13 protein-coding genes and 1 pseudogene are annotated in these 14,118 nt (G+C 63.4%); 7 read left to right on the plus strand and 7 right to left on the minus strand.

The genetic code is table 11. From position 1 onward, the window contains the following. Positions 1-5: 5 nt before the first annotated feature. Positions 6-1,523 carry an apolipoprotein N-acyltransferase gene (gene lnt / locus ACNQP3_RS25865; RefSeq protein ID WP_012274362.1) on the plus strand — a complete coding sequence of 506 codons (1,518 nt, stop codon included), beginning with the start codon at positions 6-8 and terminating at the stop codon, positions 1,521-1,523. A 126-nt stretch (positions 1,524-1,649) separates the two neighbouring features. On the opposite strand, the gene ACNQP3_RS25870 is transcribed toward lnt, so the two are convergent. Together ACNQP3_RS25870 and ACNQP3_RS25875 are read right to left on the minus strand one after the other, a co-directional pair. Beyond that, positions 1,650-2,411: a YdcF family protein gene (locus tag ACNQP3_RS25870; RefSeq protein ID WP_264316588.1), complete on the minus strand. Its 762-nt coding sequence runs from the start codon at positions 2,409-2,411 to the stop codon at positions 1,650-1,652. Between the two features lie 133 nt (positions 2,412-2,544). Further along, positions 2,545-2,859 carry a hypothetical protein gene (locus tag ACNQP3_RS25875; protein ID WP_012274364.1) on the minus strand — a complete coding sequence of 105 codons (315 nt, stop codon included), beginning with the start codon at positions 2,857-2,859 and terminating at the stop codon, positions 2,545-2,547. A gap of 228 nt (positions 2,860-3,087) precedes the next feature. On the opposite strand from ACNQP3_RS25875, the gene leuS reads away from it, so the two are divergent. The 6 genes and pseudogenes from leuS (at position 3,088) to ACNQP3_RS25905 (ending at position 9,809) form a co-directional block, all read left to right on the plus strand. Beyond that, positions 3,088-5,694, plus strand: coding sequence for a leucine--tRNA ligase (gene leuS, locus ACNQP3_RS25880; protein ID WP_264316589.1), 2,607 nt, complete (start codon positions 3,088-3,090; stop codon positions 5,692-5,694). A 61-nt stretch (positions 5,695-5,755) separates the two neighbouring features. Next, positions 5,756-6,361 (plus strand): LPS assembly lipoprotein LptE, encoded by a 606-nt coding sequence (gene lptE, locus ACNQP3_RS25885; protein ID WP_012274366.1) that lies wholly within the window; start codon positions 5,756-5,758, stop codon positions 6,359-6,361. 39 nt (positions 6,362-6,400) lie between these two features. Then, positions 6,401-7,339: pseudogene (gene holA / locus ACNQP3_RS25890) on the plus strand (DNA polymerase III subunit delta); the annotation flags it as partial. Further along, positions 7,338-8,057 (plus strand): transcriptional regulator LasR, encoded by a 720-nt coding sequence (gene lasR, locus ACNQP3_RS25895; RefSeq protein WP_347032980.1) that lies wholly within the window; start codon positions 7,338-7,340, stop codon positions 8,055-8,057. The pseudogene holA and the gene lasR, both read left to right, overlap by 2 nt. A gap of 210 nt (positions 8,058-8,267) precedes the next feature. Beyond that, on the plus strand, positions 8,268-8,432 hold the full coding sequence (gene arfA / locus ACNQP3_RS25900; RefSeq protein ID WP_012274368.1) for an alternative ribosome rescue factor ArfA: 165 nt from the start codon (positions 8,268-8,270) through the stop codon (positions 8,430-8,432). A 60-nt stretch (positions 8,433-8,492) separates the two neighbouring features. Beyond that, on the plus strand, positions 8,493-9,809 hold the full coding sequence (locus ACNQP3_RS25905; RefSeq protein WP_012274369.1) for a lytic murein transglycosylase: 1,317 nt from the start codon (positions 8,493-8,495) through the stop codon (positions 9,807-9,809). 90 nt (positions 9,810-9,899) lie between these two features. On the opposite strand, the gene ACNQP3_RS25910 is transcribed toward ACNQP3_RS25905, so the two are convergent. From ACNQP3_RS25910 to ACNQP3_RS25930, 5 genes are all read right to left on the minus strand, one after another. Beyond that, positions 9,900-10,838 carry a S66 peptidase family protein gene (locus tag ACNQP3_RS25910; protein WP_012274370.1) on the minus strand — a complete coding sequence of 313 codons (939 nt, stop codon included), beginning with the start codon at positions 10,836-10,838 and terminating at the stop codon, positions 9,900-9,902. An 87-nt stretch (positions 10,839-10,925) separates the two neighbouring features. Next, positions 10,926-11,942: a lipoyl synthase gene (gene lipA, locus ACNQP3_RS25915; RefSeq protein WP_012274371.1), complete on the minus strand. Its 1,017-nt coding sequence runs from the start codon at positions 11,940-11,942 to the stop codon at positions 10,926-10,928. Positions 11,943-11,944: 2 nt separating this feature from the next. Beyond that, positions 11,945-12,592, minus strand: a complete 648-nt coding sequence (lipB, locus tag ACNQP3_RS25920) for a lipoyl(octanoyl) transferase LipB (RefSeq protein WP_012274372.1) — start codon at positions 12,590-12,592, stop codon at positions 11,945-11,947. Then, complete coding sequence (locus ACNQP3_RS25925) at positions 12,592-12,867, minus strand: DUF493 domain-containing protein (protein ID WP_003249736.1); 276 nt, start codon at positions 12,865-12,867, stop codon at positions 12,592-12,594. The genes lipB and ACNQP3_RS25925 overlap by 1 nt, the downstream gene beginning before the upstream one ends. 73 nt (positions 12,868-12,940) lie before the next feature. Beyond that, the gene (locus ACNQP3_RS25930; protein ID WP_012274373.1) at positions 12,941-14,101 is read right to left on the minus strand and encodes a D-alanyl-D-alanine carboxypeptidase family protein; all 1,161 of its coding nucleotides are present in this window, start codon (positions 14,099-14,101) and stop codon (positions 12,941-12,943) included. Between the last annotated feature and the right edge of the window lie 17 nt (positions 14,102-14,118).

Genomic DNA, 14,118 nt, shown 5'->3' on the forward strand with positions numbered 1-14,118 from the left:
CAAACATGCGTTGGATCACCCGCCCCGGCTGGCCCGGTAACCTGCTGGCCCTGGCGGCCGGTGCTTCCACCCTACTGGCCTTGGCGCCGTTCGACATCTGGCCGCTGGCCGTGCTGTCCATCGCCATGCTCTACCTCGGCTTACGCGAGCTCAGCCCGCGCCAGGCCATGTGGCGTGGCTGGTGGTTCGGTTTTGGCCTGTATGGCGCTGGCACCTGGTGGATCTACGTCAGCATGAACACCTATGGCGGCGCCTCGCCGCTGTTGGCCATTCTGCTGCTGTTGGCGTTTTTCGCCGCCCTGGCGTGGTTCTTTGCCCTGCCCACCTGGTTATGGGCGCGCTGGCTACGGCGCAACGAAGCGCCACTGGCCGACGCCCTGTGCTTCGCCGCCCTGTGGCTGCTGCAAGAGGCCTTCCGCGGCTGGTTCCTGACCGGCTTCCCCTGGCTCTACGCCGGCTACAGCCAGCTGGACGGCCCACTGGCCGGCCTGGCACCACTGGGCGGCGTGTGGCTCATATCCTTCACCCTGGCCCTCACCGCTGCCCTGCTGTGCAACCTGCACCGCCTGCGCGCCCGCCCCTCGTTCCTGGCGGTGGCCACTGTACTGCTACTGGCCCCTTGGGTGCTGGGCCTGGCGCTCAAGGGCCATGCCTGGACCAAGCCGGCTGGCGACCCGCTGAAAGTGGCGGCAATCCAGGGCAACGTCGAGCAGGACCTGAAATGGGACCCGGCACACATCGACGCGCAACTGGCGCTGTACCGCGACCTGAGCTTCAGTTCCAAGCCGGTGGACCTGCTTGTCTGGCCGGAAACTGCGGTGCCGGTACTCAAGGACCAGGCGCAAGGCTACATCGACGTAATGGGCCGCTTCGCCGCCGAGCGGCATTCGGCGCTGATCACCGGCGTACCAGTGCGTGAAGAAGTGCACCACCAGCGCCGCTACTACAACGGCATCACTGCCACTGGCGAAGGTGACGGCACCTACCTCAAGCAAAAGCTGGTGCCGTTTGGCGAATATGTACCGCTGCAAGACCTGCTGCGTGGCGCCATCGAGTTCTTCAACCTGCCCATGTCGGACTTTGCCCGCGGGCCGGAGGACCAGCCGCTGCTGCAGGCCAAGGGTTACCAGATTGCGCCGTACATCTGTTACGAGGTGGTCTACCCCGAGTTCGCCGCCGGCCTGGCCGCACGCAGCGACCTGCTGCTGACCATCAGCAACGACACCTGGTTCGGTAAATCGATCGGCCCCTTGCAGCACCTGCAAATGGCACAAATGCGTGCGCTGGAAGCCGGCCGCTGGATGATCCGCGCCACCAACAACGGCGTGACTGCGCTGATCGACCCATTTGGCCGCATTACCACGCAGATTCCGCAGTTCCAGCAAGCCGTGCTGTATGGCGAAGTAGTACCGATGCAGCAACTGACGCCTTACCTGCAATGGCGTTCGTGGCCGCTGGCGATTGTCTGTGCGCTGCTGCTGGGTTGGGCGTTGCTGGCAGGCCGCATAGCCAAGACTGTTTAAGTTCTCCTGCACTGGCCTCTTCGCGGGTAAACCCGCTCCCACAGGTACACCACCGCCCGAGAAACCTGTGCGGCTTCTGTGGGGGCGGGTTTACCCGCGAAGAGGCCGGTACAGGCGACAGAAGGCTCAATAGAACACCCGATACCCCACCAACCCCACCACTTCATTGAACAACTGCCCGCTTTGCCACATCGCCCGGCTCTCGGGCAACAAGCCCGCAAACGGCCGCGCATGATCGCGCCCCAGGAACCCCACCGGCGCCGGCACCACCTCGAACCCCGCCTGTTCAAAGCTCCAGCGCGAGCGTTGCATGTGCCAGGCCTGGGTTACCAGCACCACCCGGCGAATCCCCAACGGCTGCAGCACCTTGGCCGTCAGCTGGGCATTTTCCCAGGTCGTGCGGCTGGCCTCTTCGCGCCACTTCACCGCGACAGCGAAGTCTTCCTGCAGGCGATCAGCCATCAGCCGAGCCTCACTGGGCGGCGTGCCGTAATGCAGCCCGCCACTGGTCAACACTGGCAGGCCCGAGGCCTTGGCCAATCGCGCAGCAAAGCGCATGCGCTCAAGTGCCGTGGCGGTGGGCTGGTCACTGCCGCCCCAAGCCGGGTCACCGCGTTCGCGCCCCGCGCCCAGCACCACAATGGCATCGGCCCGGCTCGCCAGGCCTGCCCAGTCGCCCACCACCAGTGGCGGCTCGGTTTCCAGTTGCCGAGCCGTTTCCTGCACCACCAGCGGCAGGCTCATCAACCATAGGCCACCCAACCCCACGGCAAAGCACAGCACCGCCAGCCGTGGCCGCCGCGTACGCAGCCACCAAGCCGCAAGCAGCAGCAGGAACAAGACGCCCGGCGGCATCAGCCATTGTTTGATGAAAAATCGGATCGGCATCGGCCACACCTCCTTGGCAGGCGTGCAGCCTAGAAGGATCGACGCCGGTCAACAAGTGCGCTCCGGCGTCGATCTGAGTTGTGTGATATTGAAGAACCGGCGCGCGATGGCCTGCGCCTGGCGTCCTGAACGGCTAGCGATGTGGCAGCGTCCTGGATCTCGCCGTACTGGCGGGGCGTTTCTTGTCCTTGAGCCAAATGATCTTGGCCGATGTCGGCTCCGCTTGTGGGTAACTGCCAACAGAGGCATTGTGGCGCTCCGGGAGGGATTCCAGGTAGGCCCTGATCACTTCGAACTCTGCGTGGCTCAGGCCACGCAACTCCAGCTCGGCTGGCATCTCGTCGCGCAATCGTACCGAGGTCCTGGCCACTTCCAGTGCCAGGCCAAGCCGGTCGATCAGGCGTTCGTAAAGCTCCGGTTTCATAGCGGGTAGCTGCGTCTCTCCCATCCGTTCACCTCATTGAAGATAAAGAATATCTCCCCCCACACCTGAGCTTAGCGGCGCTATGAAAAGCAGCCGGACGCCGCGACCAGCGGGCATTCGCAACGAAGGTTTCCCACGATGCACAGCGCTGCTGTATGCTACGGCGTTCACTCTAAACGACACCGGAGTGCCGGACGCAGCGAGGTTCCGCTGCCTGGAACAAGGTCTCTTCTCTCTCAGCCAAAAGTAGCCATGCACGAACAATACACGCCCCGTGATATCGAAGCCGCCGCCCAGAAGTTCTGGGACGAGCAACAATCGTTCGCTGTTACCGAACAGCCAGGCAAAGACACTTACTATTGCCTATCGATGTTCCCGTACCCGAGCGGCAAGCTACACATGGGCCACGTGCGCAACTACACCATCGGTGACGTGATTGCCCGCTACCAGCGCATGCTGGGCAAGAACGTCCTGCAACCGATGGGCTGGGACGCTTTCGGCATGCCCGCGGAAAACGCGGCGATGAAAAACAACGTCGCCCCGGCCAAGTGGACGTACGAAAACATCGACTACATGAAGACCCAGCTCAAGAGCCTGGGCCTGGCCATCGACTGGGCACGTGAAGTCACCACCTGCAAACCCGACTACTACCGTTGGGAGCAGTGGCTGTTCACCCGCCTGTTCGAGAAAGGCATCATCTACCGCAAGAACGGCACCGTGAACTGGGACCCGGCGGACCAGACCGTACTGGCCAACGAACAGGTCATCGACGGCCGTGGCTGGCGTTCGGGCGCGCTGATCGAAAAGCGCGAAATCCCGATGTACTACTTCCGCATCACCGACTACGCCGACGAGCTGCTGGAAAGCCTCGACGAGCTGCCGGGCTGGCCTGAACAGGTCAAGACCATGCAGCGCAACTGGATCGGCAAGTCGCGCGGCATGGAAGTCCAGTTCCCGTACGACCAGGCCAGCATTGGCCATGAAGGTACGCTGAAGGTCTTCACCACCCGTCCCGACACGCTGATGGGCGCCACCTACGTCGCCGTCGCCGCTGAGCACCCGTTGGCCACCCAAGCCGCCCAGGGCAACCCGGCGCTGCAGGCGTTCATCGACGAATGCAAGAGCGGCAGCGTTGCCGAAGCCGACATGGCCACCCAGGAGAAGAAGGGCATGGCCACTTCCCTGCTGGTCGAGCACCCGCTGACTGGCGAGAAGCTGCCGGTATGGGTCGCCAACTACGTGCTGATGCACTACGGCGATGGCGCGGTCATGGCCGTGCCAGCCCACGACGAGCGCGACTTCGAGTTCGCCCACAAGTACAACCTGCCGGTCAAGGCCGTGGTGCGCACCAGCGCTGGCGATGAAGTCGGCAGCGAGTGGCAGGCCGCCTATGGCGAGCACGGCCAACTGATCAATTCCGCCGAGTTCGACGGCCTGGACTTCGCTGGCGCCTTCGACGCCATCGAAGCAGCCCTGATCCGCAAGGAACTGGGCAAATCGCGTACCCAGTTCCGCCTGCGCGACTGGGGTATCAGCCGTCAGCGCTACTGGGGCTGCCCGATCCCGATCATCCACTGCCCGTCCTGCGGCGACGTACCGGTGCCGGAAGACCAGCTGCCGGTCACCCTGCCGGAGAACGTGGTGCCGGACGGCGCCGGCTCGCCACTGGCGCGCATGCCTGAATTCTACGAATGCACCTGCCCGAAATGCGGCACCGCGGCCAAGCGCGAAACCGACACCATGGACACCTTCGTCGAGTCGTCCTGGTACTTCGCCCGCTACGCCTCGCCAAACTACGACAAAGGCCTGGTCGACCCGAAAGCAGCCAACCATTGGCTGCCGGTGGATCAGTACATCGGTGGCATCGAGCACGCGATCCTGCACCTGCTGTACGCGCGCTTCTTCCACAAGCTGATGCGTGACGAAGGCCTGGTGACCTCGAACGAGCCGTTCAAGAACCTGCTGACCCAGGGCATGGTGGTCGCCGAGACCTACTACCGTGTGGCCAGCAACGGCGGCAAGGACTGGTTCAACCCGGCCGATGTCGAAATCGAGCGCGATGCCAAGGCCAAGATCATTGGCGCACGCCTGAAGACCGACGGCCTGCCGGTGGAAATCGGTGGCACCGAAAAGATGTCGAAGTCGAAGAACAACGGCGTCGACCCGCAGTCCATGATCGAAGCCTACGGCGCCGACACCTGCCGCCTGTTCATGATGTTCGCCTCGCCGCCCGACATGAGCCTGGAATGGTCCGACTCCGGCGTCGAAGGCGCCAGCCGCTTCCTGCGCCGTGTCTGGCGCCTGGCTCAGGCTCACGTCAGCCAGGGCCTGCCAGGCAAGCTGGATGTTGCCACCCTGGACGACGCGCAAAAGGTCATCCGCCGCGCCATTCACGCTACCATCAAGCAGGCCAGCACCGACGTGGGCCAGTTCCACAAGTTCAACACCGCCATCGCCCAGGTGATGACCGTGATGAACGTGCTGGAAAAGGCCCCGCAAGCCACCGAACAGGACCGCGCCCTGCTGCAGGAAGGCCTGGAAGCCGTCACCTTGCTGCTGGCGCCGATCACCCCGCACATCTCCCACGAGCTGTGGCAGCAACTGGGCCACGCAGGGTCGGTGATCGATGCCGCCTGGCCGAGCGTCGACGAACAAGCGCTGGTGCAGGACACCATTACCCTGGTGGTTCAGGTCAACGGTAAACTGCGCGGCCAGGTCGAAATGCCTGCCGCTGCCAGCCGCGAAGAAGTCGAGGCCGCTGCCCGCAGCAACGAGAATGTCCTGCGCTTCATTGATGGTCTGACCATCCGCAAGGTCATCGTGGTACCGGGCAAGCTGGTCAACATCGTCGCCAACTGATGAAAACGCCCACCCGCATTGGCTGCGGGTGGGCGGAACAGGCCCACAAGGGAGCAACAACATGATCAAACGCAATTTGCTGGTAATCGGCCTGGCGGTCATGCTGAGCGCCTGCGGTTTCCAGCTGCGCGGCACCGGCTCCACCGAGCTGAGCGTGAAGGAAATGGACGTCAGCGCACGCAATGCCTACGGCCCGACCGTGGTTCAACTGCGTGAAGTACTGGAACGTAGCGGCGTCAACGTGCACGCAGGTGCACCGTATCGCCTGGTGCTGACCAACGAACAGGAGCGTGAGCGCTCGGCCACTTACAACAGTGGCAACCGTACCGCCGAGTACGAGCTGACCACAGAGCTGAACTACAGCATCCAGGGCCTGAATAACCTGGAGCTGATGAGCGACAAGCTGGAAGTGCGCAAGATCTACGTGCGTGACGGCTCGAACATCACCGGTTCCGAGCAGGAAGCCAACCGCGCCCGTGAAGAAATGCGCCGCGACCTGGTCAACGGCATGGTCGTGCGTTTGCAAATGCTGACCCCGTCCCAGCTGGACGAGCTGCAGCGTAAAGCCGACGAGCGCGCCAAAGCCGAAGCTGCCGCGTTGGAGGCTGCCCGCCGCCAGCAAGCCGAAACACCTCAGCAATCGCCACTGGAAGTACCGGGCAACTAAGCCCGTGCGGGGCGCCCTCGGGTGCCCCGCCTGTTCCCCATGAAGCTCGCCCCCGCCCAACTCAACAAGCACCTGCAAGGCGCCCTGGCACCGGTCTACGTGGTCAGCGGCGACGACCCGCTGCTGTGCCAGGAAGCCGCCGACGCCATCCGCAATGCCGCGCGGCAGCAAGGTTTCGACGAACGCCAGGTATTCAGTGCCGACGCCAACTTCGACTGGGGCACGCTGCTCCAGGCTGGCGCCAGCCTCTCGCTGTTCGCCCAACGCCGCCTGCTGGAACTGCGCCTGCCCTCGGGCAAGCCCGGTGACAAGGGCGCCGCCGCGCTGATGGAGTACTGCGCCAACCCTGCCGAAGACACCCTGCTGCTGATCAGCCTGCCCAAGCTCGACGGCAGTGCGCAGAAGACCAAGTGGGGCAAGGCATTGATCGAAGGCGCCCACTGCCAGTTCATCCAGATCTGGCCGGTGGATGTGCACCAGTTGCCGCAGTGGATCAACCAGCGCCTGCAACAGGCCGGTTTATCAGCACAGCGTGACGCCGTCGACCTGATTGCCGCCCGTGTGGAAGGCAACCTGCTGGCAGCCGCGCAGGAAATCGAAAAGCTCAAATTGCTGGCCGAAGGCAGCCAAATCACCGTGGAAACCGTGCAGGCCGCCGTGGCCGACAGTGCCCGCTTCGATGTCTTCGGCCTGGTCGATGCCATTCTCAACGGCGAAGCTGCACATGCGCTGCGCATGCTCGAAGGCTTGCGCGGTGAGGGTGTGGAGCCGCCAGTCATCCTCTGGGCCCTGGCCCGCGAGCTGCGTCAGCTGGCTGGGTTGGCCCAACAGTTCAGCCAGGGCGTGCCGCTGGACAAAGCCTTCAGCCAGGCCCGCCCGCCTGTCTGGGACAAACGCAGGCCGCTGGTCAGCAAGGCCCTGCAGCGCCTCTCGGCGCAGCGCTGGGCGCAGTTGCTGCAGGACGCCCAGCGCATCGATGGCCTTGGTTGACGGTTTTCTTGAGCTGGAACGCTCAAGTGGAAAATTGGAGTGGAGCGCCATCCTGCAGAAGATGGCGAGCGACCTTGGATTCTCGAAGATCCTGTTCGGCCTGTTGCCTAAGGACAGCCAGGACTACGAGAACGCCTTCATCGTCGGCAACTACCCGGCCGCCTGGCGCGAGCATTACGACCGGGCTGGCTACGCGCGGGTCGACCCGACGGTCAGTCACTGTACCCAGAGCGTACTGCCGATTTTCTGGGAACCGTCCATCTACCAGACGCGAAAGCAGCACGAGTTCTTCGAGGAAGCCTCGGCCGCCGGCCTGGTGTATGGGCTGACCATGCCGCTGCATGGTGCTCGCGGCGAACTCGGCGCGCTGAGCCTCAGCGTGGAAGCGGAAAACCGGGCCGAGGCCAACCGTTTCATAGAGTCGGTCCTGCCGACCCTGTGGATGCTCAAGGACTACGCACTGCAGAGCGGTGCCGGACTGGCCTTCGAACATCCGGTCAGCAAACCGGTGGTTCTGACCAGCCGGGAGAAGGAAGTGTTGCAGTGGTGCGCCATCGGCAAGACCAGTTGGGAGATATCGGTTATCTGCAACTGCTCGGAAGCCAATGTGAACTTCCATATGGGAAATATTCGGCGGAAGTTCGGTGTGACCTCCCGCCGCGTAGCGGCCATTATGGCCGTTAATTTGGGTCTTATTACTCTCTGAATGCGCAAATCAAGGGCCAGGCGGAGGGATCGCCCTGGACGGGCCTGGCGCGGCTATCACTGTTGATGGCTGGGCAGCGCCTGACCCTCCCCCCTGAGTAATGGGGGCTGCTTTGCAGCCCTTTCGCGGCCATAAACACAATCAATTGGCCCCACCCCGCACCACGCCCTACAGTGCGCCCCGAAACCCACCCAACCGGGGAACCCCGCCATGAGCAAAAAGCCGAAAAAACACGGCCCCAACAAGGCCAAGTCGATCATCGCCCAGCCCCTGTTCCGCTGTCGCCAGGAACAACCCGACAAGGGCAAAGGCAGCTACCGCCGCGAAGCCTTCCAATCGAGAGATTGGGAGGCTTCCTACTTTTTGGCGGCATGAAAGCATCGCAAGCGCAGGCATGGTATGGTCGTCACCTGACCTGCAATTCTGGATCTGTGCATGCTCTTCCGTCTTCTCCCCCGCTGGGAAACCCGCCAGCTGATCGCGGCCTCCAGCTTCATCCTGCTTGTGGCCTGCGCGGAAAAACCCACCGCCGCCGACGCACTGCCGCTGGCCCCTGCCCAACCCGCTCCAGTGGTGACTGTGCCCGGCACAACGCCTGACGTCAGCACTGAAATCCAGCCTCTGCAAACCTTCGCCCAGTGGCAGGCAGGCTTCCGCCAGCAAGCCCTGCAAGCCGGCATCTCGCCGAGCACCTTCGACCGAGCCTTCCTCGGCGTCACCCCCGATATGGACGTGATCAAGGCCGACCGCAGCCAGCCGGAGTTCACCCGCCCGGTATGGGAATACCTCGAAGGCGCCCTGTCGCCCCTGCGCGTGCGCAACGGCAAGAAGCTGCTGGAGCAGAACGCCGAACTGCTGACCCGCCTCGAACAACGCTATGGCGTCGACCGCCAGGTGCTGGTCGCGGTGTGGGGCATGGAAAGCAACTTTGGCCAGTTCCAGGGCAACAAGTCGGTGATCCGCTCGCTGGCCACCCTGGCCTATGAGGGCCGCCGCCCGCAGTTCGCCCAGGACCAGCTCATCGCCGCGCTACAGATCATTCAGCATGGCGACATCCAGCCCGAGGCCATGCGCGGTTCGTGGGCCGGCGCCATGGGCCAGACCCAGTTCATCCCGACCACCTACAACACCCATGCCGTGGACTTCGACGGTGATGGCCGCCGCGACATCTGGAACAGCACACCGGACGCCCTGGCCTCGACCGCGCATTACCTGCAAAGCTCGGGCTGGAAGCGTGGTCAGCCGTGGGGCTTCGAGGTACAGGTGCCGGCTGGTTTCGACTTCTGGCAGGCCGATGGCGCGCTGCGCAAACCGGTGAGCGAATGGCTGGCGATGGGCGTGAAACTGCCAGCAGGCACCCAGCTGCCGGCCGGTAGCAACCAGCTGTCTGCCGCCCTGCTGCTGCCGGCTGGCGCGCGCGGGCCGGCGTTCCTGGTACTGGACAACTTCCGCGCCATTCTCAAGTACAACAACTCGTCGTCCTACGCGCTGGCAGTGAGCCTGTTGGGTGACCGCTTTAGCGGCTGGGGCTTCATTGCCGGCGCTTGGCCGAAGGAAGACTTGCCGCTCAGCCGCAGCGAGCGCATGGAGTTGCAGAACCTGCTGAACAGCCGTGGGCATGATGCGGGCAATGCCGATGGCATTATCGGCGCCAACACCCGCAAGGCAATCCGTAATGCCCAGCAGGGGCTGGGGTGGCCGGCGGATGGATACCCGACCCACAAGCTGCTCGAGAGCTTGCGCCAGCAGTGAGATTGCCCGGGCCGCTCCCACAGGAGGATCGCATCGCTCTGGTGGGAGCGACCTTGTGTCGCGATGGGCTGCAACGCAGCCCCGGCAATCTCAAGCCTTGTACAAGTCCTGCTCCAGCACCAAGCTCTGCCGATCACTGTCCAGCCTGACCCGAGCCCCCAGCGGCAAACATACATTCGGGTCGCAATGCCCACTGCGCCACCCCGCCAGCACCGGCACACCCAGCGGCGCGAAAGTGTCCTCCAGCAACGGCGCCAACGCCGCCGTGGTAATCCCGGCAAAGTCCCCCACCAGCACACCTTTCACCCCTTCCAGCTTGCCTGCCAGACGCAACTGGGTCAGCAACCGGTCCACCCGGTACAACGGCTCGTTGACGTCCTCGATGAACAGGATGCACCCCTGGGTATCCAGTTCGGCAAGGGTCCCCATGGTCGCACCCAACATAGACAGGTTGCCGCCCAGCAGCGGCCCGCTGGCCGCTCCCGGCAACACACTGCTCAAGGCATAGTCCGCCGGGTGCGCGATCTGCTCGCCTGCCCGCACATGCCCGCCCAATTGCGCCAGCAACGACGACTCGGTCGGTGGCAACTTCGCCCCCAACAGGTCGGCATTGAGCATCCCCCCATGGAAGGTAACCAGCCCGGCATGCCGGTAGATCGCCGTGTGCAACGCAGTGATGTCGCTGTAACCGATCAACGGCTTAGGGTTGCGCCGAACCAGCTCGAAGTCGAGCTGGTCGAGCAAGCGCATGCTGCCGTAGCCCCCACGCATGCACAGGATGGCGTCGATGGACGGGTCGGCAAAGGCATCGTGCAGGTCCTGCAGGCGCTGTTGGTCCGGCCCGGCCAGGTAACCCTGGGCTTGCAGGGCCCCCGGGTAGATACGACAACGGTAGCCACGGTCAGCGAACCACTGGCTGACCTTGTGCGTATCCAGACGCGCCGCACCCGCCGGGGCGACAATGGCAAAGCAGGCGTTGGCCGGCAGTGCGGCTGGCAGGCTGGGTTGAAAGGTTTCGGCGCAATTCATCGCGGCTCCTTGCAGCGCGTGTGGCACAAACAAAAATGCCGATGCCGCCTTACGGCGTGCATCGGCATAGGTCGCTCTGCGCTAGGCTCAGAGCTTGATCTTGGCTTCGTGAGCCTGTTGGTCGGCGTGGTACGAAGAGCGCACCAGCGGGCCGGAGGCAACGTTCTTGAAGCCCATCTTGTAACCTTCTTCGGCGAACCAGGCGAAGGTGTCCGGGTGCACGAAACGTTGTACCGGCAGGTGGCTGCGCGATGGCTGCAGGTACTGGCCGAGGGTGAGCATGTCGATTTCATGCTCACGCATGCGGTGCATCACCTCGATCACTTCTTCGTCGGTCTCGCCCAGGCCGAGCATCAAGCCCGACTTGGTCGGTACGTGCGGCACCATCTGCTTGAACTTCTGCAGCAGGTCCAGCGACCAGTCGTAGTCCGAGCCTGGGCGTGCGGCCTTGTACAGGCGCGGTACGGTTTCGAGGTTGTGGTTGAACACATCTGGCGGCTCTTGCGCGGTGATCTCCAACGCAACGTCCATGCGGCCACGGTAGTCCGGCACCAGGGTTTCCAGTTGCACACCCGGCGACAATGCGCGGATTTCGCGGATGCAGTCGGCAAAGTGCTGGGCACCGCCGTCACGCAGGTCGTCGCGGTCCACCGAGGTGATCACCACATACTTCAGGCGCAGGTCGGCAATCGCGACAGCCAGGTTTTTCGGCTCGTCCAGGTCCAGCGGTTTCGGCCGGCCGTGGCCAACGTCGCAGAACGGGCAACGACGGGTGCAGATGTCACCCATGATCATGAAGGTAGCGGTACCACCGGAGAAGCACTCGCCTAGGTTCGGGCAGGAGGCCTCTTCGCACACGCTGTGCAGCTTGTGCTTGCGCAGCAGTTGCTTGATGCGGTCTACCTCGGGCGACACCGGGATCCGCACGCGGATCCAGTCAGGCTTCTTCGGCAACTCGTCGGTAGGGATGATTTTTACCGGGATGCGCGCCACCTTGTCGGCGCCACGCAGCTTGACCCCAGCTTCCACCTTCTTTGGCGCTGGGCGCGGGGTGGCATCCTGGGTAGGTATCAGGTTCGGCACGGCTTCTTGCACAGTTGTCATATTCAGTCGATTCCGCCCGTGAGGGTCGTCTGCTCAGCGTAGTCGAGGTGCTTGACCAGCTGTCCGCGCAGCCTTGTCCTGACCTCGTCGAGTTCGATCGGGCCTGCCAGATCGCGCAGCTGGGTCATGGCCAGCCCCGCATAGCCGCAGGGGTTGATTCGGCGGAATGGCGCAAGGTCCATGTCCACGTTCAGGGCAAGGCCGTGGAACGAACGGCCGTTGCGGATTCGCAGGCCGAGGGAGGCGATTTTCGCTCCATCGACATAGACGCCCGGAGCATCGGGCTTGGCCGATGCCTGCACGTCGTAACTGGCGAGCAGGCCGATCAAGGCCTGTTCGATACGGCTGACCAGCTCACGCACGCCAAAGCCCAGCCGGCGCACGTCCAGCAGCAGGTAGGCCACCTGCTGACCGGGGCCATGATAGGTCACCTGGCCACCGCGGTCAGTCTGCACCACCGGGATGTCGCCCGGCACCAGCAGGTGCTCGGCCTTGCCAGCCTGGCCCTGGGTGAAGACCGCGGGGTGCTCGACCAGCCAGATTTCATCCTGGCTGTCCGGGCTGCGCTGCTCGGTAAAACGGCGCATGGCCTCCAGCACCGGTTCATAGGGCTGCAGGCCAAGCTCGCGAAAACCGAGGCAAGCGGACATCAGAGCACCATTTTCACGATGCCGGTAGCGCGCAGGGCGCTGTTGATATCGTGCAGCTGGTTCTCGCTTTCGGCAACGATGTGCAATTGCACGGTGGTGTACTTGCCTTCCTTGCTCTGGCGTTCGGCCAGGGTGGAAAGGTCGACTTTGGCGTGCTTGCTGAGAATCTCGATGACCGTGTCCTTGAAACCGACAACGGTATCGCCGATTACCTTGATCGGGTAATCGTCGCAAGGGAATTCGATCTTATGCGACTTGACGTCTGGTTCGCTCATGGCGGAAACGGCCTCGTAAGCCGTGGCAACAACAACGCCCCCGCGAGATACGCGGGGGCATGCAGGTCACGTATCAGTTGAACAACCCGTAGAAGAATAGACGGATGCTATCCCACATACGGCGGAAGAAACCACCTTCCTCGACGCCATCGAGGGCGATCAGGTCGGCGCTGTGAACCACTTTCTCGTCCAGTTTGACTTCCACTTTGCCGATCACGTCACCTTTGGCGATCGGTGCGGTGAGCTGCGGGTTCATGGTCATCGAAGCCTGCAGGCGCTTCAATTGGCCTTTAGGCATAGTCATGGTGAGGTCGTCAGCCAGGCCAGCCTTGATCTGGCCGGTGGCGCCCTTCCAGACCGGAGCCTGGGTCAGCTCGGTGCCCTTCTGGTAGAAGGTCTGGGTTTCGAAGAAGCGGAAGCCATAGGTCAGCAGCTTTTGGGTCTCGGCAGCACGCGACTGCTCGCTGTTGGTGCCGAACACCACGGCGATCAGGCGCTGGCCGTCACGAACGGCCGAAGCCACCATGCAGTAGCCGGCTTCGTCGGTGTGGCCGGTTTTCAGGCCATCGACGGTCTTGTCACGCCACAGCAGCAGGTTGCGGTTGGGCTGCTTGATGTTGTTCCAGAAGAACTCTTTCTGCGAGTAGATCGCGTAGTGAGCCGGGTCGACGGTGATGATCGCGCGGGCCAGGGTCGCCATGTCGTGCGCCGACGAGTAGTGCTCCGGGTTCGGCAGGCCAGTCGGGTTCATGAAGTGGCTGTTGGTCATGCCCAGGTCGGCAGCCGTCTTGTTCATCATGTCGGCAAACGCATCTTCGCTGCCGGCGATGTGCTCGGACAAGGCGACCGAGGCGTCGTTACCGGACTGAATGATGATGCCGTGCAGCAGGTCGCTGACAGTCACCTGGCTGCCAACCTTGATGAACATGCGCGAACCGCCGGTACGCCAGGCGTTTTCGCTGACGGTAACCGGGTCGTTCTCACCGATTTGGCCACGGCGGATGTCCAGGGTGGCGATGTAGGCGGTCATCAGCTTGGTCAGGCTGGCTGGCGGCAGGCGCTCGTCACCGTTGTTCTCGACCAGCACGTTGCCGCTGGACGCGTCCATGAGTACGTAGGACTTGGCTGCCAGTTGCGGTGGCGCCGGCGTCATCTGCTCTGCCGCGAAGGCGGCAGGCGTGATCATCAGCAGTACAGGCAGGCAAAGTCGTTTGGCAAGGTTGGTGATGTTCATCCGTCTCTCGAAAATCG

It is taken from the genome of Pseudomonas sp. LFS074 (assembly GCF_047978165.1).
Classification (GTDB): domain Bacteria; phylum Pseudomonadota; class Gammaproteobacteria; order Pseudomonadales; family Pseudomonadaceae; genus Aquipseudomonas; species Aquipseudomonas putida_P.